This is a genomic window from Patescibacteria group bacterium (genome assembly GCA_041674405.1).
Taxonomy (GTDB): Bacteria; Patescibacteriota; UBA1384; order XYA2-FULL-43-10; family XYA2-FULL-43-10; genus JBAYVT01.
The window spans coordinates 120656-144810 of the sequence record JBAYVT010000004.1; the positions used below are offsets into that span (position 1 = coordinate 120656).

A 24155-nucleotide genomic window follows, 5' to 3' on the forward strand; every position below is an offset into this window, starting at 1 on the left:
ACTCTAGTGTTAAATATTTACAGGGTTTTGAATAATTTATATGGCCAACGGATGATGCGCATTATCAGTGTGGCCAGCCTTCCATTGTGTTTATACCAAAAATACGTTTGTGATCTGTAATAATATTTCTTGCGGGCGCTGCTAGTTTTTATGCTTCTTCCTTCTAAGTGAATAATCTTGGCAGAATTCAAAACTGCGTTTTGGTACCCAACGTCCGAGAGGCGTTTGCAAAGATCATCATCTTCTAAATACATAAATATGTTTCTGTCGAAACCACCTACGTCCTCAAATTTCTTACGTTCAAGCATCATGGCGGCACCAACTACGATATCAGCAGTAAAGTACTCTTTTGAAAAATCAATCTTATGGTCGTTGTAACGGCGGATAGTTACGGAACCGAGATTTTGAAATGATGCAAAAAAGTTTTTTTGAATTATTCCGTCCTCATGATATAGGAGCGGCGATAGGGCACCAATTTTGGGATGTTTATCTAGAAAAGAAACCATTTTTGATGGAGAGTCATCCGTCAGAAGAGTGTCCGAGTTCAAAAACCACAGATATTTTCCTTTAGCATCTTTTGCGCCTAAGTTATTCCCCTTACCAAAACCAAGATTGGTTTTTGAAAAAATGACCTTGATTTTTTCAGGAGGCAGTAATTTGCGGAGTTTTACTGAATCTATCTTTGACTTGTCGCCGGATCCGTTGTCGACAACTATTACCTCGTAATTTAGCCGGACATATTTTGCAATTGTTCGCAAAGAATCCTGTACCAGATCAGGCGTGTTGTAATTTATCATGACAATTGAGAGTTCCGGCGTTTTCATAACGTTTGTTGGGGATTCGATTAGAAAAAACCCATTAATTTATCCATATAACGAAAAGATACCTTGCGTTCGCGCAGAATTTTCTTTCGCTTTTCAATCATTTTTCCATGCTCGCTGATACATGTTTTGACGGCCCAGATATATTCAGTGAAATATCCTTTTACGATTGCTGCTGCTAAAAATCGGAGCTCAGAAAGCAGAATCAGGGGGGAATAAATAATTATTCTGCTCAAAGGAAAATTTTTGTACATCACATGCCAGCGGTTTTTATTGATGTATTTAAACACAAACCCAGATTTTTTGCCTGCAGAAGCAGACCCCATGTGATAGATTATGGCACCTGGCACAAAGAGGCATTTAAATCCTGCATATTGGGCCCTTAAGCTGATATCAACGTCCTCTAGATACATAAAGAAATCTTCGTCAAATAAACCGATTTTTTCAAATAGCGCTTTTCTGTATACGGAAGCTCCTGCGCAGGCACCAAAAACATATTTTTCAGAATCAAAGTTTTCGTTGTTTTTTTCGTATTTTCCGATATTATACGCCCGCCCCCACCAGTTCATCGCATCTCCGGCGGCGGCGATAATTTCGCGGTGATAATAATCAATCATTTTAGAAGCAAAAAACCCCGCTTCGGGATGATTTTTGGCTGCCACATACATCTCTGAAACCCAATTTTCATCAACTTCGGTGTCGTTATTTATGAGCCCGATTAATTCTGAATTTGCAGCCTTAATTCCCACGTTGACTGCTATTGAAAAACCGCAATTTTCTTTAAGTTTGATGAGTTTTACTTGTTTGTATTTTTTGATTATTGTTTCAGATTGGTCGCCGGATCCATTGTCCACGACAATAATTTCAATATTGTTTTCCGACTGATGGAGCAATGAATCCAGGCATTTTGATAGAAATTTCTCTCCGTTCCAATTGGGAATAACAATGCTTAGTTTTACTTTTTGAGTTTGCAATCTGTTTGTTCCGTATTACGACTTTAATATTTCTCGAAAGGTCTGTGGCTTGACAACATTAAATAGGTATAACAACAGAAAATATAAGGCGACTACGACTGGAATGAGTATGAGAAAATTCAAGTGGCTCTGTTTGCTTAGAAATCCGACAACCAAAGCAAGGAAAGCCGCCAAGAGCACCTTGAAAATTAATCGGAAATTAAATCGATATCCGACAATTTTCTGGGTGTAGTGAGCATTGATCAAGAGGAGCAACAACTCGGAAACAACGGTGGTAACGGCGGCGCCAATAAATGAGAAGAGGGGAATAAAAATCAGGTTAGCTATAAGATTAAACGATAAAATAAAAATCGAAATTTTTATCAACAATTTTCTCTCATCATTGGCAAGGAGAATTTCGCCAAGCAAATTATCAAAATATATTAAGGGCAAAGCAAAGGACAAAATCATCAAAGCCCAACTTCCAGATAGAAAATCTGCATTACTGAGAAACAATATTATTTCCTTGGAAAACACAACGCAGGTTATTGTCAGAGGCATAGCAACTGCCAGCATAATAGTAATTGATTTCTCAATAATGTTCCCAACCGATGCTTTGTTACTCTGGATGTTTTGAGAAATGGCTGGTTTGAGCGCTGAGGAAAAATATGACCCGATAAAAGCTGTGACTTCCAAAACTTTGTAAGCAACTGTGTAGATACCGACAGCAACACTGCCCTTGATAGCAAAAAGTAGCAAGGTGTCCAGTTTGAAATAAAGATTATTAATGATAAATACAATTCCTAGCGGCCAAGAGAGCGATAGTATCCAATTTGAAATTTGCCGATCATATTTTGGCACAAAGCTAGTAAATTTTATTGAGAACAGCCATTTAAAGATATAAATAAGCACGCCGGTAAGAGCGACAGTCGAGACAACCCAAAGGAAGCTGCCATGCATTCGTATAATCACATACAAAGCGATAATTGCGGCAAGTTTACTCAAAAATTCGGCTGTAGCCGAATATTGCATCTTGAGGCGATATTGCAAAACAATATCATAAATGCTTCCTAGTAAATTGAAAAGCAAAAAACCCGTCGCGATCAAAACGCCCAATTTTATATTGAAATTGTATTTTGTAGCAAATACGAGCGCTGACGCAATAATACAGGCAAGAAGCGCAGATACGAGCCTGATTAAAAAAACATTTGATAAGATTTTCTTTTCGTTATTGGGATTTTTAGCGATTTCCCTAACCGCTACAGAGAACAAACCCAGATCGGCAATTACAATAAAAAAATTGATATAAGTCGTTATTGTGTTATATTCACCAACACCGGCTGTGCCCAGATAATTGGTTAAAAGCTTGATCGAAACCAACGTAAAAACCAAAGTAACCAACCTTACGGTCACTTGGGATACGGTATTTATAAATACGGCTTTTTTATCAAACATTAAATCCCTTAACGAGCCTCTGTATAAACGTGGCCAGTTCCAACAAACTCCCAAATCTTAGTAAGTGCCCCATTGTATCCGTAAAAGGTGAAGGCATTTTCTGATCCATCTCCATCAAGATCTAGAAACGCAACATTGTTATTATTGGTTGGGCACCAGTTGCCCTTACCGCTATCAAACCATCTTTCGGAAGTGAGAGTTGCGCCATCCTCGTGGAATATCCATAATTTCATATATGAATTTCCATAATTATACACTACAGCAATTTCATCCTTACTATCACCATCGATATTTCCTGCGGAAAGCTCATTTCCAGAACTAAAGGCCCAGCTACCCTTACCGCTATCAAATTTTGAGCTTAAAACAAAAGTCGAACCAGATAGCTTAAAATTCCAGATTCTTGCTTGGGAATTTCCATAATCATACATTGCTGCGATTTCGGTCTTGCCGTCTCCATCAAAATCACCCGATGTCAGGTTGCCGGTTCGGCCAAATGCCCAATTCCAAATTCCGCTATCATATTTAACTGATGGAGTTAGCGAACCATCACCATTTGCCTTAAATACCCAAACTTTCATCTGTCCCAAACCATAATCATACATTGCTGCGATTTCGGTCTTGCCGTCTCCATCAAAATCACCCGCAACAATATTGCTCATACTTGAAAATGACCAATTACCCGGTCCACTATCGAAAAGTTTTTGGGGGCTTAAATTTGAGCCGGATTTGACATATGCCCAAATTGCAGTTTGCAGATTGCCGTAATTGTAAGGAATTGCCAATGCGGGATTGCTACCGACGGTGTAGGGCACCGACTTTCCTTTGGAACTAAAGAGCCAATTACCGGCACCAGAATCGTATTTTGGCGAAAGGGAAAGAGATTGATAAAAGTTTGCCTCTACGATCGCTCCGTCTGCCATGGTTTTTTTGCATACGCCGTTATCAATGGTATTGCATCCCGACCAATTGGCGAATTCAGATGCTGGATTATTGACTGCTGTGATAGAAATCGAAGTATCTTCTGGAATTTGATAATTACAATTTGTGCTCTCGCAATTTGCAGTTGTTCCGCCATAAGAAATATTAACTGATCCCCCGGGAGATACGCGAATCGTAATTATACTTTCAAAATAGATTTTGTATAGCTTCCAAAAGTTATAATTTCCATTAAAAACATGGGGCGTGTATCTATAAAGCGAAGCTGTTGCCCTGTTGGCCGGAGTTACGTTATAAGTTCCACTCCAGTCTGAAAAAGCCGTAGTTTGGCCAACTTGATAATCCGAAAATCCGTAATCTTGCGCTCGATACCAATTGTACCGGAATTGCCATGCTGCCCAGTCAACCTGTTTTGTAAACCCTAGTTTTGTAGGATCGCAACCACCCGAATCAGGACAACCGTAACCCATTGCGTGGGTAAGAGCGTAATTTACATCTCCATACCCTCCGGAAATTAAACTCTGTTCTTTCTGGAGAGTTGCCAGGATAATGTGAGGACTGACCGTGCCTGTCGTCTGATTGATATCCGGAAAATCGGGATACCCATATGGTTTCCAGCCATTTGACCTTGAGTCATATGAATTTCCTTGGGCAGCATCCCAAATTATCTGGGCAGCAGATCTGCCATTCTCAAAATAGCCGGCAAGATATGATCCTTTCTCATTCAAGAAACGCTGAATTTCTTCAACGCTCATTGAGTCCTTGGCAATGAAAGCGTCATCCGAAATTAGATTGTTATAATAATGCCCATTTAAAAAATACGATGAAGATGTATCGGAAGCATAGGCATTTTTACTCCCGACATAAAAGATGCCTCCGATGGTAATAAGGGCCAAAAGGGCAATATTTACAAATTTTTTTCTATTGAACCACATTTTGTAAAATATCCAATTGTGTTTTAAGATCCTCATTGTTTGGCAATACATCAAGCCCTTGTTCTATCACCTTGATTGCATCCTGTTTTCTTTGAAGGCCAGCCAAAGCTTGTGATTTTCCAATATAAAATTTTGCATCATCTTGTCTTAATAAAAGCGCTTTATCAAAGTAATCCAGCGCCTGGACATAATTTTTTTGGTTTAAATTTTTCTCTCCCGCTTCGTAAAGAGAATATGGGTCAGACTGGTCAATGTTATTTGAACTCTTGGTCTCCTCGGATGTCGCTTGCCCTTTGTTGTCGAAATTGTCGGTTGTGCCAGAATTAGAGTCAATATTCTCACTGGTTAGATTTTCCTCTTGAGTGCTGGCTGGTGAACTTTCTTCAACCCTAGAATAACGCCAATATCCGATTACGATACCGCACAATACAACAACCAAAATCATACCGACAAATATGATCGTTCTTTTTCTGTTTTGAAAATTAATACTTACTCCTCAATCCCCGTAAAACTGATTCCTACGAAAATATTATACCACAGGTGTTAAATGCTCGTGAAATCTATGATAAACTTAATTCGTGGATAGTAATGTACTAAAAAATAAGATCCTTCCAGTGATAATTTCATCGCTTTTTTTCTTTATGCCATTCGAGAGAATTCCCACGATAGAAATCGCCGGCTTTACGGTTAAAATCAGTTATCTGATCGGAGTTGTTTTCATTTTGATTGCAGCTACCGCCGGAATTGGCAAACTTTTTTTAAGGCACAGGCTTTCGGCCATTGACTGGTCGCTTCTAATTCTCTGGATTTTTGGTGCGCTTAGCCTTGTTAGGGCAGAAAATTTGATGCGCAGCCTGGCCACAATCATAATGTGGACATTTGTATTTATCATCTTTTTATTATTATCACGGTATCTAAAAAACAAAAAAATTCTTGCGCAAGCTGAAAATTGGTTACTTGTCGCAACACTGATCGCTTGTATTTTTGGTATTTATCAATTCGTAGGAGATTCATTGGGCCTCTCGGCAGCATACACCGGGCTTCGCCTCCGTTATACAAAAGAAATATTGGGTTTTCCTCGGATACAATCATTTGCTCTTGAACCATTGTATTTTGCTAATTTCTTATTTGTGCCGTTGTTTATTACAATTCGAAATCATATCCAGTCGGGAGAAAAAGTATTTGGAAAATATTTTTGGTTGGCAACACTTATTTTTGTGAATATAATTTTGTCTGTTTCCCGGGGTGCATACTTTGCCCTCGCGATCACCATGTTATCTGCCTTGCTGATTTTTTGTTTTAGTTGTGGTCGTAAATATTTAAAACGATTTAGCCATATTATAATTGCCGCAGTTTTTGCCCTCGCAATTTCGATCTCTCTTATCGGCATTTTCGATGGAAAAGAACAAATTCTTAGTTTTAAAAACCACGCTTTTATTGATGATTCCACAAATGCTGCTTCAGTGGTTGGGAGGCAAAAGGGATATGTTATTGCCTGGAATCAATTTAAGGCAAGCCCTGTTTTTGGCATTGGTATTGGCAACTCCGGCATTCTTTCAACGCCGGTGGTAGAGCATGGCGAGACATTTACTTACGGCTCTCTCAATAATGAATATTTAGAAATTCTGTCGGAAACGGGAATATTGGGATTTGCCGCATTTATAGGATTCCTCGTTTTTATGTTAGTGCTTATTTTCCGTAGCATAAAGTCAGCAAATGATGATAATAAAACCGATATTGCGTTGGTCGCTTTAGGTTGTCTGGCAATTTTTATTCAATATAATTTCTTTTCCACCCTTTACATTATTTATATCTGGGCATTCCTTGCGCTCTTAAGGGCCAAGGCAGAGGAGGCTATGGCATGAATTATTTGATCTATCTTAATGTTCTCTTGATCCCATCCTACATATTCCGGTTCGAATTATGCGGCATTCCAACCAATGTTTTTGAGATTGCTGTTGCTATAACTTTTATTGCGTTTCTCGCAGTTCAAATTGCCAAGAAGAAAAAAATAAAAATCAACAATGTCGATTGGGCGATCATATTTTTCCTGTTTTTTGCCTTTTTGGCAATTCTGATTTCACCTGACAAAAGGGCAGCGTTAGGGATTTTTAAAAGCTGGTTTATAGCTCCATCATTACTATATTTTATTACGAAGGAAACTATAGCCAAAAAAGACGCTTATAAACTTGCAATTCCGGTTTTCATTTCACTTATGCTAGTGACAGCTTGGGCGATTTTGCAAAAACTTGGTATCATTTCAACTCTTTTCTATCAGGTAAACGATCTTACCTTCAATCAATATCTTCATGGCAATGTTCGTCTCTTTGGCCCGTTTGGTTCACCAAATTATCTGGCCATGTTCATTGTGCCGTCATTTTTTCTTTCGTTAGCACTTTTTTCGAAAATAAAGAATGTAGCTCTGAAAATTCTTTTTTTACTGCTTGAGGTTGCACCACTAGTAGTCCTATACTACACGAAATCCCGCGGTGGGGTTCTCGCTTTGGGATTTGGAATGGTAATCTATGTTCTCGTTTATTCGTTGCACAAATTCAATATTTACAAATCGTTGAATCTAAGAGCGATCATTACTTCGATCATGGCGGTCCTAACTTTTCTTGTATATGCCTTTGGGTTTTATTCTCCAAATGATCATGCCAGGCGCGAAATATACCGATATGCTTGGCAAATGATTAAATCCCATCCGGTAACCGGTATTGGCCTCGATAATTTCCAGGGTGAGATTCTTAAACTCTCGGCTGGGAATATAAGCTTTCAACAAAATATTTTGTCCTATGCTCTGCACCCACACAATCTTTTTCTAGCGATGTGGCTTTATGTCGGTCTCGGCGGGTTGATCGCTTTTCTCATTCTCATTTTGCAATTTTTTGGCCGGGCATTTCATTCTTTGCATGATAAAATGGCTATCTTTCCGATTGCAGCGATGACTGCCATGCTTGCCCACGGGTTGGTCGACACGACATTTTTCAAGAATGACCTATCAGCATTATTTTTTATCACCCTCGCCTTTGTAATTATTATCAACCAAAATGCCGAAAAAAATCCTCGATAAAATCACTTACTATTTTGCCCTTATCGTAATTGTCTTTATTCCATTTCAGACCCCGATTCAAAATTTTCTTGAAAAGAGGCTTTCTCCAAGCCTGTCTTTTTGGCTAACACATTTTTATGAGCCAGTAATTATTTTCCTGCTAATTTTTGCCATCATATCAAATGTCGCCAGGAAAGATTTCTCAAACTGGAAAGCCAAAATTCCGCCTATTCTTTTGGTTTTTTTAGGGCTTGCATCAGTTTTTTTTATTGCAACTGGTTTTAGCCGTGGCCTGCAGGGATTTCGGTTTGATTTTATCGGGGTCCTGTTTTTTCTCATATGTTCAGTTGCATTGATGCAAAAAGCAGAGAAAAAAACGTTAATTTCAGCCTATATATTCGTTGCTCTCATAGCTTCCGTCTGGGCAATCATTGAGCGGTTTCTTCCCTTAAACTACTGGCAGTTGCTTGGGGTGCCAAGCTTTGGCTGGGGGACATTTACCGTCGTTTCTGTCTATCAAAGCTCGGCTTTCCTACCTGGACCAAATCAGCTTGGAAGCTACTTATTGCCTGCAGTTTTCTTGCTTATCTTAAACAAGCCGGAATTTTTCAAAGAGGGGATTTTGTCAAAAATCACAAGAGCCGTTGGATCAATCTTGCTCATATCGGCGATTGTTCTTACATTCTCAAGGGCTGCTCTTGTCGGATTAATTCTTGGGGTGGTTGCTTATATTATATTTATTGAAAAAAGCAGAAAAAGGCAGGCCTTATATGCAGTAATTCTGCTTGCGGTAGTGGCAATTATGGCTAGTTATTATCTTTCAGGAGGCAGAGAAGCCAGAGATCTCTTTACCCACGGGAGTTCCCAAGCAGAGCATGAGACTGCGCTTTCGTCTTCACTTACTGAAATAGGCCGCCGATTTTCCGAACCTTTCAAATTGACATTTGGTTCGGGAATCGGAGATGCTGGGCCTGCGGCTTTAAAGTATGCTGATGGTTTTATCTCTGAGTCTTGGTATATCCAGCTTCTTCTCGAGCTTGGAATCATCGGCCTCGCCTTGTGGCTATATTTCATTTTTGTTACACTGATCAGGCTTTATCGCGACAAGAATGCAGGATTGTTTTTAGGCTTAATATCAGTTTCTGGCGTGGCAATTTTTCTTCACACCTGGGCTGACAATCCGGCAGTAGCGATTACGATTTTTATTTTAATCGGGAGTTATCTATATGAGAATTCTAATTGATGGGCGCTTTATTGGCGTGGGCGAATCTATCTCCCGCTACACGCTTGAAATAGTTCAAGGCATCTTAAAATTGGATCAAGAGCACGAATACACTCTCTTAATCCGCCCGCAAGGCGAAAAGTTTATAGCTGACAACTTACAGCTGAAAGCTAAAAATTTTCGTACAAAAGTTTTAGATATTCCTCACTACAGCTTCAAAGAGCAAACAGAGCTTCTCAAATATTTAAATTCTGAAAAATTTGATCTTGTGCACTTTACCCAATTTAACCATCCGATTCGTTACAAAGGAAATTATGTGATCTCGGTGCATGACCTAACCCTTCTTGGGCATCTGCATCGCATGAATATTGTAAAAAGGCTGGGGTTTCGGGCTGTTATGAAGTCGGCAATAATGGATTCAAGAAAAATTATTACAATTTCGAACACAACCAAGGACGATCTTGTTGAAACATATAGGATTGATCCGGACAAAATTGCTATTACATACCTCGGCGTTGACAACAAGTATAATTCAAATTTCAAATCTCAATCCGCCAGCTGGCGGACAAAAATTAGGGATTTTAAAGAAAAGTATAAGACGGGAGAGAAATACATTCTCTATACAGGAATGTGGAAGCGGCACAAGAATCTTCTGCGTATGTTCGATGCTTTCGAGCGAGCGAAACTTTCTGATGTAAAGCTTGTGCTGGTCGGCAAAATTGATAAAGAAGAGCCGGAAATCTTGAAACGAATTGATGAAATCAATTCCAAGCAAAAAATTATTGTAACGACCGGATTTGTTGAGGAGGAGGAACTTCCCATTGCTTATGCTGGGGCAGTAGCTTATTGCATTCCCTCGCTCTCCGAGGGGTTCGGCCTTCCACCACTCGAGGCAATGGCTTGTGGTACGCCTGTAATTTCTTCAGCAGTATCGGCGATGCCGGAAATTCTCGGCAAGGCGGCGTTCTACTTCGACCCGTACGATATTGAAGATATGTCGATGGCGATGAAAACAATCGTCGAAGATGAAAAATTGCAAAAAGAACTATCGCAAAAGGGGTTGAAGTGGGTAGCGCGCTACGATTGGGAGAAGACCGCAAAAGAAACTCTGGATGTGTACAAAAGTTTATTGAAATAATTGTTCTCATAAACGCGAAAACGCCGCAGATCGTACTGATCCGCGGCGTCCTCGGTGATACCCTCCATGGCGTGTCTACTTCTTGGGGCTTGTCCTCGCCAAGTCCGCGTTGTAGACCCGTTCGATGGCTTGGCTGTCCGCTTCGCCGTCTCGGATGTTGATTTCCTTCGGCCAGGGCTTTATCTTCCAGTGATTGCCCTGGTAGCCGTCGGAGATGGCCAGCCAAAGGTGCTCGCCCTGGCGAATGCCCATCGGGTAGTTGGGTCCAGCCAGCGCCAGGTCCTCCCATACAGCATCCGAGAGCTTCTGCTCGACTTCCAGCTTGATGCCGTCGAGAGTTCCCGAACCGATGACCAGACTTTGCTGCCTCCCGAGATGATGTAGCACAACGGTGACTTGGCCTTCTGGATTGTTGGGGGGCGGCAGCGGAGTGCCGGGCGCTACCCCGGGGACCGCCGTGTTGCTGACCGGAGTGATGGTGATTTCGGTGTACTGCACGCCATCACTCGAGGTGGTGCCCACGGGGTAAATCTTGACCGAAGGCACATTCCAGATCTCCATGAGCCCCTGCATCACAGGGCCAAGGTTCGTCCAGTTCGGGTCTCTGGTGGCGAATAGCGCCATTCCTTCGTTGTAGTCAAGGAGACCGCTTGCCCCGTGATGCGTGACGTCGTTCAGGTTCTCGATCTTGTGCAAGGACGATGCCGACATCGCTGTGGTAGACGCGGTGTTGCTGCCGGTATTGGTGCAGCCGGCAATCAACAACGCTAGCAGCAGAATCACGAGCAAAGACAACGGAACGTTTCTCACAAGAATCCCTCCCAAAGTTTCAGCCCCGCCTTGGAGGCGGGCTGTATGGCTGCGGAATCAGAATATCCGAGCGGGCTGCCCCGCACCACATGAGTGGGGGACGGCACCGCTTGGTGCTAGCCTCAATGAGACTAACCAAGCACAAGTTGTAGGGTTCCTAGTCCGGCTGGCCCTTGGGGTCGTACCGCGGCGTCGACGGGGGTTGTGCCGCGAACTGGACCTCGGCGTGCTCAGTTGCGAGCTTGTTGCCTTTGGTATCCAGATTCGACCAGGTGATCTTGGCGTAGACCGCCTTGACACCCCAGTACGCCTTGAGGTCTCTGACGGCATCCCCGAAACCCGCAAGCTGGGGATCCTGGGAGACCCAGTCAGCAAAGCGCGTACTGAGCGTCTTGCCGTCTACGAAGCTGAATCCGCCCTGGGACAAGCTCTTGTCTGCGATCAGCGCTTGCCGATCATGGGTTGCGAGCTTGGATTCCAGGTTGGACTCGGCCACTGATGCCAGAAAGGCCCTCTCGATAGCCTCGGGGTACGTCTCGGTCAGGCCGACCTTGACCTTCTCTGGCCACGAGCAGAGGTTCCAGGTGGGATCGCCCATCCGCCAGACGGAAACCTCGGCGAACCAGAACTGGTCACCCCTAACGATCCCAAGACCCGAGTACGCCCAGTGTTCCATGTCCTTGTTGACCTTCGCCAAGATCGACTTGTCGCCGATCGTGAGCGAAAGGCCGTCCAGCGTGGCCGGGGAATTCATGGTTTCCCTGGTGCCAAACTTGTACAGCACCAGAGTCACCGGACCATCGGGGTTGTCAGCCGGCCGAGTGCTTGCCGGCATCTCGGGGACGACCTTGAGGGTCACTTCGGGAGCCTCAGCCTTTTCGGTCGTGCAGCCGGGCATCCAGACTACCATCATGACAGCGATCGCGGTCATGATGAACTTCAGAATATGCTTCACGGGAATCCCTCCATGGTAGTCAGTCACGCTTGGGGGCGTGCTGTTGTTGTCGGATAGCAATCTCCGAGCGGGATGGCGCCAATCGCGAAGATTGAAGCGCCGACTCCGCTTGGGCCGACCAAAGTCGGTTTGGGCTCAATTCTACTTGTGGCTAAGCATCATGTGGCAAATCGCTCCGATGAAGAGGAGTAGGCCACCGGTGCCAGCAACCAGCAGGTCATTTATTACATGCATTACTGCGTCCATGTGTGTGCTCCTCCTGTACTGTAATCATTCGAGCAGTCTCGCTCGGCACCCTTGTGGGATGCTGAGCGGGAACTGCGCAAGTGAATGCGCGTGATGGCCAAGGGCTAGCCCCAGCCGTCCAAAACCGGGAAAGTGTAGGTCGCGATGACCTTGCCATCCTTGTGTGCGATGGCAGTGCACATGCCAGGCGCCTGGAAGACCCAGTTCTTGCCTGTTGGGAGGATGATGGCCCCCTTGCCATCCGTCCCCTCGGTGACCGTGATCTGCGCATCGACGCCCCCCTGGGGGCTCGGCGTGCCGATCTCCCTTGAGGCGACTACGTAGAAGTCGGTAGGGACTGTGATGGCCGTCTCGGTCGCCGGGCGCCAGACGTGATCTGTGGAGGCCCAGATCTGCATCTGGATGTGATACTGGGGAGCTGTCGGCATGGGGCTGCCGCCACCGGCGCAGCCGGCGAGCACGACAGTCAGGAGTACGGCAATCACGAACCAGCAAAACGACGAAATCTGCTTCAACATTTGAAACCCTCCCGGGGTAGTGGTATGGCGCGCGCAAGCGCAGCGCCTATTGTTACTCAAGGTAACCGAACAATATAACATAAAATATAAGAAATGTCAATATTGTTGAGCGTGGTTAGATGTGCTAATCTTACGCTGTAACAGCTAGATTGATAGGAGAATTATGAACATGATCCTCGTTTTTGCGCCAATAGCGGCAGCTTTGATCTCGGTACTATTCGGGCTTGTCACGCTTATCCGTGCAGGCAACTCTCATGTTAGTAACAAAAAAATCCTCGATGCCGGAAAAGATGTCGAAAAAAAGGTTCGCTCCTATATCAGCCGTGAATTTAATGTACTTGCGGTTTCGGTGGTGATTTTATTCGTAATATTGCTCTATTTGCTCGGTTGGAAGATCAGCCTTACTTTTCTCGCAGGTGCCGTCATCACGATTGCGGTCAATCTTACAAATTCAATTCTATTTGCACGGGCTTATTCACGCATTGTTGAGGATACGCGCTCAAACCAAATCAACGCTGCAAATATTATATTTACTCTTTCCGGAGCTTCGTCTTTGTTTGCATTCGGAGCGGCTCTTGTTGCAAGTGTTATAACTTATGTATTATCTGGAGACTTTGTTTTTCTGCTTTCACTCACTTTGGGCGCGATTTTGGTTGAAATTATCTCAAAACTGCGATTTCACGGGATTTCAGATAAAAACACCGAAAAAATCGAGATAAATGAGAACGATCACACCTCCGGAGGACTTATCGGCGCGGTTGCCGGAGTATCCGCGGCAGGCGTTTATTTTATCTCAAACTTATATTCAGGAACTGAAAACTCGGTGTATTTATCTTTCCTTATTCTGGGGTTGGGGGCCATTGCAATGCTAATAGGCGTACTTATCACAAGATTCCGAACCGACATGAAGCTGGGCCGGCTTATGCTCACATTCCTTATAATTCCCTCGGTGTTGATTCTGGTAGGATCATATTTTGCTGTATCTTGGTTGATTTATGGAGAAGGCTTACATGCCACGATCAATCTATCGGTTTCTGCACTCGCTGGCCTGATCGCAGCATTCATGCTGTATATATCCGGCTATTTCATCTCTCAAAAATATCGCCTTCACGGCGAAAATTATATCCTAATTTCAAATGTAATCTCGATTGTTCTCGCCATCGCTGCAATTTTGGGCATCTATACCCTAAATGGATATGCTGGAGTTTCAGTATTCGCGCTGGCCCTGTCAGCTTTTCTTATCCCAATGATGTCGCAATCACGTATGCTTTCAACAAGTAGTAATGCCGAGTTTGTAAGAGCCATTTCTGGCATTGAAATGGAGACAGACAAGATCAAGGGTGCGTATGACTCAACAAATGTCTTTCGCAGAAGTTTGGCAGACTACCCGTTTTATCTAGCTATCATTGTAAATTTACTCCTCTTTTGGGTGTTTATTGGTAGAATGGGGAGCAGTATGCTTTCCGCAAATTTATCCGATCCTTACCTTATTGCCGGAATCGTCCTCGGGGGATTGGCTGCATATGTACTTGCTATGAATCTATCTGGTTGGGTAAAACAGGGAATAATCGTGCCGATCGCTATCCTTTTAGCCCTTCCGGCTCTATCTGGACTACTTTTGGGTGCCAGCATGTCATTCGGGGCAGTGATTGGCTATGTTGTCGTAGCGTTGATTTTGGCGGCGATCAATGATCGGGTCTCGATCAGTGTGAGTTCCATCGGGTTGATTCTGGGTGCGACATTATTTTCATCGCTAATTAAAATGGCTCCAAGTTTGCGTTTGAAACTCATAATCGGAATTGCTCTAGTCGTATTGATCCTGGTCTATGTTGTAATGTCTCGAATGACAAAAAAGGAAGCTAAATGAGTATGCCAGAAGAATCAAAAACGACAACATTTACCCTTGATCGCTTCGAGGGAAGCAAAGCGATCTTGATCGGCGAACATGAGGAGGTCATTGTTCCCAAGAAAATTGTTCCCAAAGGTGTAGGCGAGGGTGATATAGTGCATCTCACCTTGTCGTCCGATGAATTCGAGACCAAAAAACGCGAGAAAACCGCCAAAGAAATTTTGAATGAGATACTGAACCAAAAATAACCATGGCTTACTGGTAAATAATTTAGTATTATCGGAATAGAAAACAAAAACAGAACTACACTATTGATAGAGATTGCTTCGTTGCAAGCTCCTCGACCCAGGGGGTCCCCTTGGGGGCAATGACAAAAAGGGTTCTCAACGGGCTCGAACTAAAGGGTATTTTAAGCTATATGGCAAAGGGCAAAGAAAAGAAAAAATTACAAATTAAAATCAATTTTGATTTTTTAAAGAGTAAATATTTGCGTTATGTGGCACTAGGAATTGCTGCAATTCTTATTTTGCTTTTGATCACATTTGGTATTTATTCAATCTCGTATGCGCATAAATCTTACAAGAATATCAAGATCGGGGATATTGCCTTGGGTGGCAAAACTGAGGGAGAAATAAAAGATATTTTACAGACGAATTCAAATCAATTTTTGGCAAAAAATATCATTCTTTCTTATCAGGGAGACAATCCAAAAGATTATCAAGTTGCCCCTGCTGATATCGGATTGGCTTATGATGTCGATGGGAGTATGAAGAGAGTGATGGGGATCGGGCGTGATAGAGGTATTTTCCGTGACTTCTGGGAACAGCTAAAATCCGTATTTTCTGAACAAAATGTGCCAATGCTTTATAGCGTGAATGATTCAGCCCTTTCGGACAAAATTGCCGCAATTGCAAAAGAAGTTGATATACCGGAAAAAGATTATTCGATTTCGTACCAAGGTGGGGAATTTGTTCTCTCTACCGAAAGAGCGGAGGGCAAAAGGATCGATCAATTGGGATTGATCAATAATGTCAAATATCAAATTTCAAATGTCAAAAGTAATCCGATTGCATTCAACGCACAGAAATATGTGCCGCAGGTAGATGAAGTGAAGGCGCAAAAACGGCTTTCTGAGGCGCAGAATATTCTTTCTGGCGGTGATTTGGTTCTAAATTATAAAGATTTTGAATTTACCTTGGGCGGCGATGATATTGGGAAATTGATTTTATCCAAGACTGATGGAGATGATCTGAAACTATATGTGTCTTCCGAACAAGCCACGAATCAAATCAAAAACATGGCGACAACTATCAATTCCGAGCCTGTCAATGCACAATTTTCGGTTGTTGGGGGAAGCGTTACAGCTTTTGCAGTGTCGAAAGACGGATTAAAGTTGGACGAAAACCAGACCAAAGTGGATATCGAAAATGCACTACTTGGCAGGGTTTACAAAGTAGCCGAGGGAATTGATACAAAAAAAATCAGCCTGAAAGTTGCTGTCACTAAACCGGCCGTTTCTTCGGATGATGCAGGAAAATATGGCTTAAAAGAATTGGTATCTACCGGTGTCACAACGTTTACCGGTTCGCCCTCAAATCGAATTCACAATATCAATGTGGGTGCAGCTGCTATCAATGGTGCTCTCTTGGCACCAGGAGAAACTTTCTCGACCCTAGGACGCTTAGGAAAAATTGATGCATCCACAGGTTATCTTCCGGAATTAGTAATAAAGAACGATAAGACAGTGCCGGATTATGGCGGAGGGCTGTGCCAGGTTTCAACCACCCTTTTTCGTGCAGCATTGAATTCGGGAATGGAAATAGTCGAGCGGCAGAATCACTCTTATCGCGTATCCTATTACGAACCGCCGGTTGGGATGGACGCGACAATTTTTGATCCAGCCCCTGATTTTAAATTCAAAAATAATTACAATTCATACATTCTGATCCAAGCCCAAGTCGTCGGGACTAAGATTACTTTTCAGTTTTATGGCACAAAAGATTCAAGGATTATCTCAATTGGGACTCCGTCGGTTTACGATGTGATAAGCCCACCTACTCCTCTTGAGATACCGACAGACACTCTTAAGGTTGGTGAAAAGAAAAAAATCGACTCCGGCCATCCGGGGGCGACAGCGAGCTTTCATTATAAAGTCACCCGTGACGGAGCGATTTTACAGGAAAAAGATTTTGTATCGAAATATGTTCCTTGGCAGGAAAAATGGCTGGTTGGAACGGTTCAGCCGGAACCTGTCCCTGAGCCCGCACCTGAACCCACTCCCGAGCCGGCTACGCCAACGGCTGATCCTGCAACTCCAACAACATAAACTATATTTGTGCTCTAAGACGCAATTTCGGCCCAGGTGAACACACCGGGCCGAAAGGTTAACCATGCCCGAAACGGGCAGGAGAGATTGGGGGTTACCCGGGAACTCTGCTCGGCAACCGTCACCGACACCATCACCGACAACTGGCAACGACACCGAACTCTGAGCAGTAATAGTACAGCGCTCATCAACCACAGAACCATCCGTGGTCGGGGAACGACTCTGACGCCGTGCGCGCTGACATCGGGTAACCGAAACTGGAATATCTTGACCCCGCCACTCGGCGGAGATTGGCTACGAAAGCCTGGTCGATCGAGGCATCGGTTTCACCCTTCCGGCGGAAAGCTGAACAAGCGATGCATAGCGCTATCTCCAGGCAGTCGACAGGGGAGCCACCTCCCAGCAAACAGCATACACATGCTACGCGTTTTGCGTTTGTGGTGGCGCTACGTGGGGAGAATCTCACAGCTAACATACGTACTAGCTGATCGAAACCCCTATAGGCAGTGGTTGCACCCATTTTCCATGCATGCTGCGCCTCTCTGTATCTGTAAACTATCAAACACAGCTTCCTAAGTCAAGTTTGTGTTGGATGAAAGAAAGTAATCCGTAGTCTGTGACCTGTGAAGTAAAAGAATTTTTTAAGGACTACGAAGACAGACTACAGACTAATAATTTTAGCTATGCTAAAATAAAATTGATGAAAGAATTTGCCTATCATCAGTGGAGTGGTGCTGATATTAGGCGCCATTTTGGGGTTGATACGAAGGAGGGGCTTTCCTCGAAGGAAGCCTTATTGAGGTTGCAAAAGTACGGGGCAAATTCATTGGAGAAAGAAAAAGAGAGCTCGGTTTGGGTAATATTGGGCCGCCAATTTACTAATTTTTTTATAATTCTTTTGGTGATTGCTGCGATAATTTCTATCTTAACCGAAGGCATGTCCTCGGGGATTATTTTTATTGTCATCATTGTCCTGAATGTTGGCATTGGCTTTTTTCAGGAGCACAAAGCCGAAAGATCATTATCACTGCTTAAAAAATCAATCATAAGTGAGGCTAAAGTTATTCGTGATGGCAAAATTGCAACCATTGATTCGGAAAAATTGGTACCGGGCGATGTCGTTGTGGTATCAGAGGGCGACAAGGTTCCTGCAGATTTGCGAATAATTGAAGGAAATTCTTTGCGCATGAACGAATCGGCGCTTACTGGTGAAGCAATGCTGATTTCTAAACACCCGGAAGTTTTGCCACTAGATACGATCTTGGCGGAGCGCCGAAACATGGCATATATGGGAACCTCTGCTGTTGCCGGGAGTGCAATGGGGGTTGTTGTCGGCACGGGAGAATTGACTGAAATAGGCAAAATTGCGAAATTGATTCAAACCAGCGAAGAAAAAACCCCTCTCGAGAAAAAGATTTTGTTTGTTGGGCAAATTATATCCGGCGTAGCGATCGCAATTGCTCTGGCGGTATTTGCACTGGGCCTTATGCAGGGTTGGAATCTTTACGAACTTGTAGCATATGTGATTGCGCTGATCGTTGCTGCTGTGCCAGAATCATTGCCGACCGTCGTGACATTAACTTTGGCAATCGGCGTTATCAATATGGTGAAAAAGAATGCAATTGTCCGGCGCATGGGAGTAGTCGAAGCGCTAGGCAGTGTAAATATCATATTGACCGACAAAACGGGAACGATCACAAAAAACAACCTGGTAATTTCCAAATACGGATTTATCAAAAATGGAGAAAGTGTCATCTATGATTCCAATTTGCCTCACTCCTCAAGTGATAAAAATCTTCTTTTGTTTGCAATGATTTGTTCGGATGTGAAAGGAAAAAAGCATGATGAAATGACGGGTGATCCGCTCGAAGTGGCAATTGCCCAAAAGCTTTTGGAAGAAAGCCACGACACGTTTGTGCGATCAAGTAAATTCGAACGAATTACCGGCAGCCCTTTCGATTCCGGTAAAAAATACATGATGGTCGACGGCAATCTGGGCGAACAGCGCTATATCGTGATGAAGGGGGCGGTAGAGTCTATTATTCCATTTTGCAAATTGGCAGCAGCAGACAAAAAGCTCTTACATGAGATGAATCTTGAAATGTCAGAATCAGGTATGAAAAATATTGCTGTTTGTGCCAAAAAAATTACCGGCAAGAATCTTGGAACGATGAAGAATCTTGAATTTTTAGGCGTCTTAGCATTTTCAGATGAACCGGTGCCGGAGGTAAAAGGCGCCTTTGCCGATACAATAAAGGCAGGTATCCGTCCAATTATTTTAACTGGCGATCATCCGAGTACGGCCAAATATATCTCCGAGGCAGTCGGCCTTCCGGCGATAGACGACGAGATAATTTCTGGGCTGGAAATTTCGTCAATGTCAGACAAAGAGATTATCGATAGGCTAAAAAAAGTTAAGATATTTGCCCGTTGCACTCCCTCGGACAAAATTCGAATCGTGGGACTCTTTGAACAAGCTGGCTATACCGTTGCGGTTACTGGGGACGGGGTAAATGATGCTCCGGCCTTAAAGGCCGCCACGGTCGGGATCGCAATGGGAATACGTGGCAATGATGTGGCAAAAGAAGCGGCAGATATTGTTCTTTCCGATGATAATTTCAGAACTATCGTCCATGCCATAACATATGGCCGGCAGATTTATGACAATGTGAAACACGCACTCACTTTTCTTTTTGCTGGAAATTTTATTGAAATTCTTCTTATTGCGATCGCTTTTCTTGCTGCCTTACCTGAACCCCTGACAACCATCCAGATTCTTTGGATCAACTTAATAACAGATTCATTGCCGGCTATTGCGCTTTCATTTGAGAAGCCAGGCAAGAATTTGCTTGCTGAAGGACCGAGAATTGATGATAAAATTGATCTTGCGCGAGCGATGCGGTTTTCATTGTTTGTCGGTATGTTTGGCCTTTGCGTGATGTTTCTGCTCTATCTCTCGGGCTTGCACCATTCAATTGCGCATGCGCGTACTTTGGTTTTTGCCTCTGTTGTTCTTTCGCAAATGGCGCTGGTTATGTCGGTTAGATCGAAGAAGAGGGTCTGGGAGGACTTCCGAGGGTTTTTTGAAAATGCATATTTGAATGCAGCAGTTTTGATCTCGATATTCATACAAATAATCGCTTTTGTCCCATACACTAGGTCATTCTTCGGCACGGCTCCCCTCGGATTTACGGATTGGCTTTCTGTCATCGCAACAATCATCATAGTGTTTTTCGGCTCGGAAATTATCCGTCACTATCAAGATCAGCACTATTTAAAATTGAAGCTTAGGAATAAAAAAATCGCGCTTGTCGACGAAAAAACAGGCAAAATGATAGCCGGGACATCATTAGTTCGTAGTAAGTAGTTCGTAGTCAGCTAATAGTCTTGCGCATTTTAACATGGGGGATGCCGACTTCTTCGAATTCTTTGCCGAATTGTTCAAAGCCGAACTTTTCGTAGAAGCCTTTGGTATGGGATTGGGAATCAAGCACAATTTCTATAATATTTTTCGATTTGAGATGGTCGAGAGCTTTTTGCATTATAAGTTTGCCTAGTCCTTGCCCGCGAAGTTTTGATTTGACCGCAAAGCGTTCGATCTTTGCAATATCAGGTTCGATATATCGCAGACGGACGGTACCGACCGGATCGCCATCTTGATAGGCTAGCACATGATCTGAATCGCTATCTAAGCCGTCGGCATCTGCCTCATGTTCGATTCCTTGTTCTTCTGTAAAAACATCGTATCGTACACTTTGTGCGTCCGCGATGTCTTTATTTCCATCTGCGATTTTTAAAATAGTTTGACCCATATTTATTTAATAGCTGCTTTTATAAATCCATCGAAGAGTGGATGAGGTCTATTCGGGCGGGATTTAAATTCCGGGTGGAATTGCGAGGCGACAAAGAAAGGGTGGTCTTTGTGTTCGATTATTTCAACTAATTTGTTGTCCGGTGAGGTGCCAGCGATCAAAAGTCCGGCTTTGGATAAAACCTCGCGATAATCATTGTTGAATTCATATCTGTGGCGATGCCGTTCAGAGACTTCTTTTTTGCCATAAAGATTAAGCGATTTTGAATCTTCGGAAAGAACACATGGGTAAGCGCCGAGCCGCATCGTACCGCCCTTTTCCGAAATCTTTTTTTGGTGCTCCATTATGTCGATTACTGGATTTTTTACATTTTTATCAAACTCGGTTGAATTGCAAGCTTTGGTTTTTAAGGCATGCCGGGCGAATTCGATAACGGCAATTTGCATTCCCAGGCAAAGCCCGAGATACGGAACTTTATTCTCGCGAGCATACTTGGCTGCCATAATTTTACCCTCAATGCCGCGATTCCCAAACCCGCCGGGAACGACAATTCCATCAGTATTTTTCAAATATTTATCGACCCCATATCTCTCGACTAATTCAGAATCAGTCCACAAAATGTTTAGTTTCACATGATTTTTATATGCAGCAGATTTTAATGCCTCAGTCACGGAATAATAAGTATCCTTCATGTCCATGTATTTGCCGACCAGGGCGATGTTTACCGATTTATTTTTTTTGCTTCGGATATTCTTGTTGAGCTCAATCCAACTTCTGTCGATACGGCGCCCGAGCGGGGTTTTCAATTTTCTGGAAATAACTCGTGCTACGTTAAATTTTTCCAAAAGAAGTGGTAGTTCATAAACATTGCCCAATGTTTCCAATGGAACAACTGCATCGCGATCAATATTACAAAAAGTAGAAATCTTATCCAAGCATCTTGCTGGAATGGGGTAGTCTGCGCGGCAGAAAACGATGTCGGGATGAATTCCAAAATTATTTAAGTCGCGAATTGAATTTTGCATCGGCTTAGTTTTAAGCTCTTCGGTGGTGGCTAACCAAGGAAAAAAGCCGACGTGGCAGTAAAGCGTAGAGTCAATTCCTTTATCGCGGCGCATTTGGCGGATTGCCTCGACAAAATGAAGTCCCTCATAATCTCCGACGGTGCCTCCGATTTCAACAATTACAAAATCTGCGTTTGACCTCTTGGCAGCATTATTTATTCTCTCTTTGATCTCATCAGTAAGATGTGGAATCATCTGAATTGTCTTACCGAGATATTTACCCTGGCGTTCATTTTCGATAATTGCTTGATATATTTGTCCCGACATCACTGAGCTTTCGCGGGTCAAATTTTGATCGGTGAAGCGTTCATAATGCCCCAAGTCAAGATCGGTCTCTGCCCCGTCATCGGTTACAAAACATTCTCCGTGTTCCGCTGGGTTTAGGGTACCAGCGTCAACGTTAAAATATTGATCAAACTTCATCATAAAAACTTTTTTGCCGCGGGCGGTCAAAATATTTCCAATCGATGCGGCAGTGATGCCTTTACCCAAACCCGATAACACGCCCCCCGTGACAAAAATGAATTTAGCCATGAGAACTCCTCATTTATCAAATAGAACGAATACTTAACCAAAAAAACTCCTGTCGAGCCGATTAATTGGAGTTTTTTTTACCACTACTATTTTATTTTATAAAACTATTTTATCATGAAATTACCCCAAGGGTTCAAAAAATTATTCACATATGAAAATTATCAAGTCTATGCGAACAAAAAACGAAAAAAGTGTGAAAAAGTATGAACGCCGCGCAAATTATTCTGCTCAGATTTTTTGTCGAATGCCATATGTTCGCGCGGTCTTCTTGACAGGCTCACTAGCATCCGGGGATGCGAATATCTCTTCCGATATTGATATGTTGGTCGTCACAAAAATGGGTCGAATTTTTACTGCACGCCTTTTTGTTATACTGGCAGCAACAATCATGGGAATAAAGCGAACAAAAAATCCGGACAAAAATCATGCTGGTAAGGTTTGCCTAAATTATTTTTTAACAGAGAACTATCTGAAAATCCCACATGGCAGAGGAGAAAAGATCGATAAATATTGCGCCGAAAATTATTCGCAAGCGAAGTTTTTGGCGGGAGATTATCAAATATTTGAAAAGTTCTTTGAAGTTAATCGAAAACTTTTTAAACAATATCAAATTACAAATATCAAATTACAAATAAATTCTAGATCCCAATCGCATTATCCATTTTACAGAACTAGACTGGGGAATTGGTTCGAAGAACAACTTAAGGCCATCCAAATCCGGCGAATTGAGAGCGATCCCATTACGGCGAAGTATCCACATCTAATAGTTTATAATGACCAAGAACTTCGTTTTCATCCACCAAAATTTTCAAAAAATAATGGCACGGCAAGGAAATAATTTTGCCTTGGCGAGCATGATATTGACTTAAAAACATCCTGTCATTTATAATAGAGTCGATGGTAGCAACGACGTTTCCCCCTTGCGTTGGCGCTGCCATCATTTAATTTTTTGCGGCTTGATCTGGGCCGCATTTTTTAGTAATATTGGAGTTGAGAGCTGGAGGGTTCCGGCTTTTTTTGATCGCAAAGCGATCAACTCCGAGCCCCGAGCCGAAGGAGCCAATGCCTACCCGTTGAGTCTTCCCTTCGGGAAAGGGGACCCTTTGGGTCATGTCGAGGAGTGAACAAACACTATGGCTCGAAGCAAACACCGCGTACCGCATGGTGTTGACAATATGTCAAGCAAACTTTACAATTCATTTGCAAAATATTAATTTTGGAGGCATTATGCTTAAACCACTTGGAGACAAGGTTCTGATCGAGCCGACATTGGCTGAAGAAAAAACAAAGTCTGGAATCATTATTCCTGACACTGCCAAAGAAGCCAAGGCAGAAGGCAAAGTTGTGGCACTTGGCACAGGTAAATTGCCTGAAGGTAAAAAACATGAGTTTTCGGTGAAGATTGGAGATAAAGTTCTCTACGGAAAATATTCCGGTGATGAAGTGAAGATTGATGGCAAAGAATACAAGGTTATGAAAGAGGATGAAATCCTCGGAATTTTCTAATAGCTTGATAATAAGGAGAATAA

At 43.1% G+C, this 24155-nt stretch carries 20 protein-coding genes; 10 read left to right on the top strand and 10 right to left on the bottom strand.

The features are described 5' to 3' along the window. Window positions 1-17: 17 nt before the first annotated feature. The 5 genes from WC080_03510 to WC080_03530 are packed head-to-tail and all read right to left on the bottom strand — an operon-like array spanning window position 18 to window position 5545. Window positions 18-824 carry a glycosyltransferase family 2 protein gene (locus WC080_03510; protein ID MFA7244325.1) on the bottom strand — a complete coding sequence of 269 codons (807 nt, stop codon included), beginning with the start codon at window positions 822-824 and terminating at the stop codon, window positions 18-20. 20 nt (window positions 825-844) lie between these two features. Beyond that, a complete protein-coding gene (locus WC080_03515) occupies window positions 845-1795 on the bottom strand; it encodes a glycosyltransferase family 2 protein (GenBank protein ID MFA7244326.1) in 951 nt (316 codons plus the stop codon). Between the two features lie 15 nt (window positions 1796-1810). Next, window positions 1811-3229 (bottom strand): flippase, encoded by a 1419-nt coding sequence (locus WC080_03520; protein MFA7244327.1) that lies wholly within the window; start codon window positions 3227-3229, stop codon window positions 1811-1813. An 8-nt stretch (window positions 3230-3237) separates the two neighbouring features. Next, a complete protein-coding gene (locus WC080_03525; protein MFA7244328.1) occupies window positions 3238-5100 on the bottom strand; it encodes a VCBS repeat-containing protein in 1863 nt (620 codons plus the stop codon). Beyond that, window positions 5087-5545, bottom strand: coding sequence for a hypothetical protein (locus WC080_03530; protein MFA7244329.1), 459 nt, complete (start codon window positions 5543-5545; stop codon window positions 5087-5089). The genes WC080_03525 and WC080_03530 overlap by 14 nt, the downstream gene beginning before the upstream one ends. Window positions 5546-5678: 133 nt before the next feature. Here WC080_03530 and WC080_03535 point away from each other — a divergent pair, with 133 nt between their 5' ends. The 4 genes from WC080_03535 to WC080_03550 are packed head-to-tail and all read left to right on the top strand — an operon-like array spanning window position 5679 to window position 10512. After that, window positions 5679-6965 carry an O-antigen ligase family protein gene (locus WC080_03535; protein ID MFA7244330.1) on the top strand — a complete coding sequence of 429 codons (1287 nt, stop codon included), beginning with the start codon at window positions 5679-5681 and terminating at the stop codon, window positions 6963-6965. Next, the gene (locus WC080_03540; GenBank protein MFA7244331.1) at window positions 6962-8173 is read left to right on the top strand and encodes an O-antigen ligase family protein; all 1212 of its coding nucleotides are present in this window, start codon (window positions 6962-6964) and stop codon (window positions 8171-8173) included. The genes WC080_03535 and WC080_03540 overlap by 4 nt, the downstream gene beginning before the upstream one ends. Continuing rightward, a complete protein-coding gene (locus tag WC080_03545; protein ID MFA7244332.1) occupies window positions 8151-9395 on the top strand; it encodes an O-antigen ligase family protein in 1245 nt (414 codons plus the stop codon). Before WC080_03540 ends, WC080_03545 begins: the two co-directional genes overlap by 23 nt. Beyond that, window positions 9379-10512 carry a glycosyltransferase family 1 protein gene (locus tag WC080_03550; protein MFA7244333.1) on the top strand — a complete coding sequence of 378 codons (1134 nt, stop codon included), beginning with the start codon at window positions 9379-9381 and terminating at the stop codon, window positions 10510-10512. The genes WC080_03545 and WC080_03550 overlap by 17 nt, the downstream gene beginning before the upstream one ends. 75 nt (window positions 10513-10587) lie before the next feature. Here the strand turns inward: WC080_03550 and WC080_03555 are convergent, their stop codons facing one another. From WC080_03555 to WC080_03565, 3 genes are all read right to left on the bottom strand, one after another. Beyond that, entirely contained in the window at window positions 10588-11322 is a 735-nt protein-coding gene (locus WC080_03555; protein MFA7244334.1) for a hypothetical protein, read from the bottom strand. Between the two features lie 157 nt (window positions 11323-11479). Continuing rightward, window positions 11480-12277 carry a hypothetical protein gene (locus WC080_03560; protein MFA7244335.1) on the bottom strand — a complete coding sequence of 266 codons (798 nt, stop codon included), beginning with the start codon at window positions 12275-12277 and terminating at the stop codon, window positions 11480-11482. A gap of 350 nt (window positions 12278-12627) precedes the next feature. Next, the gene (locus WC080_03565; protein MFA7244336.1) at window positions 12628-13041 is read right to left on the bottom strand and encodes a hypothetical protein; all 414 of its coding nucleotides are present in this window, start codon (window positions 13039-13041) and stop codon (window positions 12628-12630) included. Between the two features lie 163 nt (window positions 13042-13204). On the opposite strand from WC080_03565, the gene WC080_03570 reads away from it, so the two are divergent. From WC080_03570 to WC080_03585, 4 genes are all read left to right on the top strand, one after another. Then, entirely contained in the window at window positions 13205-14908 is a 1704-nt protein-coding gene (locus WC080_03570; protein ID MFA7244337.1) for a sodium/proton-translocating pyrophosphatase, read from the top strand. Window positions 14909-14910: 2 nt separating this feature from the next. Beyond that, on the top strand, window positions 14911-15138 hold the full coding sequence (locus WC080_03575) for a DUF3006 domain-containing protein (GenBank protein MFA7244338.1): 228 nt from the start codon (window positions 14911-14913) through the stop codon (window positions 15136-15138). A gap of 119 nt (window positions 15139-15257) precedes the next feature. Continuing rightward, window positions 15258-17216: a VanW family protein gene (locus WC080_03580; protein MFA7244339.1), complete on the top strand. Its 1959-nt coding sequence runs from the start codon at window positions 15258-15260 to the stop codon at window positions 17214-17216. Window positions 17217-17832: 616 nt separating this feature from the next. After that, complete coding sequence (locus tag WC080_03585; GenBank protein ID MFA7244340.1) at window positions 17833-20583, top strand: cation-transporting P-type ATPase; 2751 nt, start codon at window positions 17833-17835, stop codon at window positions 20581-20583. A gap of 7 nt (window positions 20584-20590) precedes the next feature. Here the strand turns inward: WC080_03585 and WC080_03590 are convergent, their stop codons facing one another. Both WC080_03590 and WC080_03595 read right to left on the bottom strand, forming a co-directional pair. After that, the gene (locus WC080_03590; GenBank protein ID MFA7244341.1) at window positions 20591-21028 is read right to left on the bottom strand and encodes a GNAT family N-acetyltransferase; all 438 of its coding nucleotides are present in this window, start codon (window positions 21026-21028) and stop codon (window positions 20591-20593) included. A 2-nt stretch (window positions 21029-21030) separates the two neighbouring features. Further along, the gene (locus tag WC080_03595) at window positions 21031-22626 is read right to left on the bottom strand and encodes a CTP synthase (protein MFA7244342.1); all 1596 of its coding nucleotides are present in this window, start codon (window positions 22624-22626) and stop codon (window positions 21031-21033) included. Window positions 22627-22777: 151 nt separating this feature from the next. On the opposite strand from WC080_03595, the gene WC080_03600 reads away from it, so the two are divergent. Next, window positions 22778-23464, top strand: coding sequence for a nucleotidyltransferase domain-containing protein (locus WC080_03600; protein ID MFA7244343.1), 687 nt, complete (start codon window positions 22778-22780; stop codon window positions 23462-23464). Window positions 23465-23853: 389 nt separating this feature from the next. Further along, window positions 23854-24132, top strand: a complete 279-nt coding sequence (locus WC080_03605; protein MFA7244344.1) for a co-chaperone GroES — start codon at window positions 23854-23856, stop codon at window positions 24130-24132. The last annotated feature ends 23 nt before the right edge of the window (window positions 24133-24155 follow it).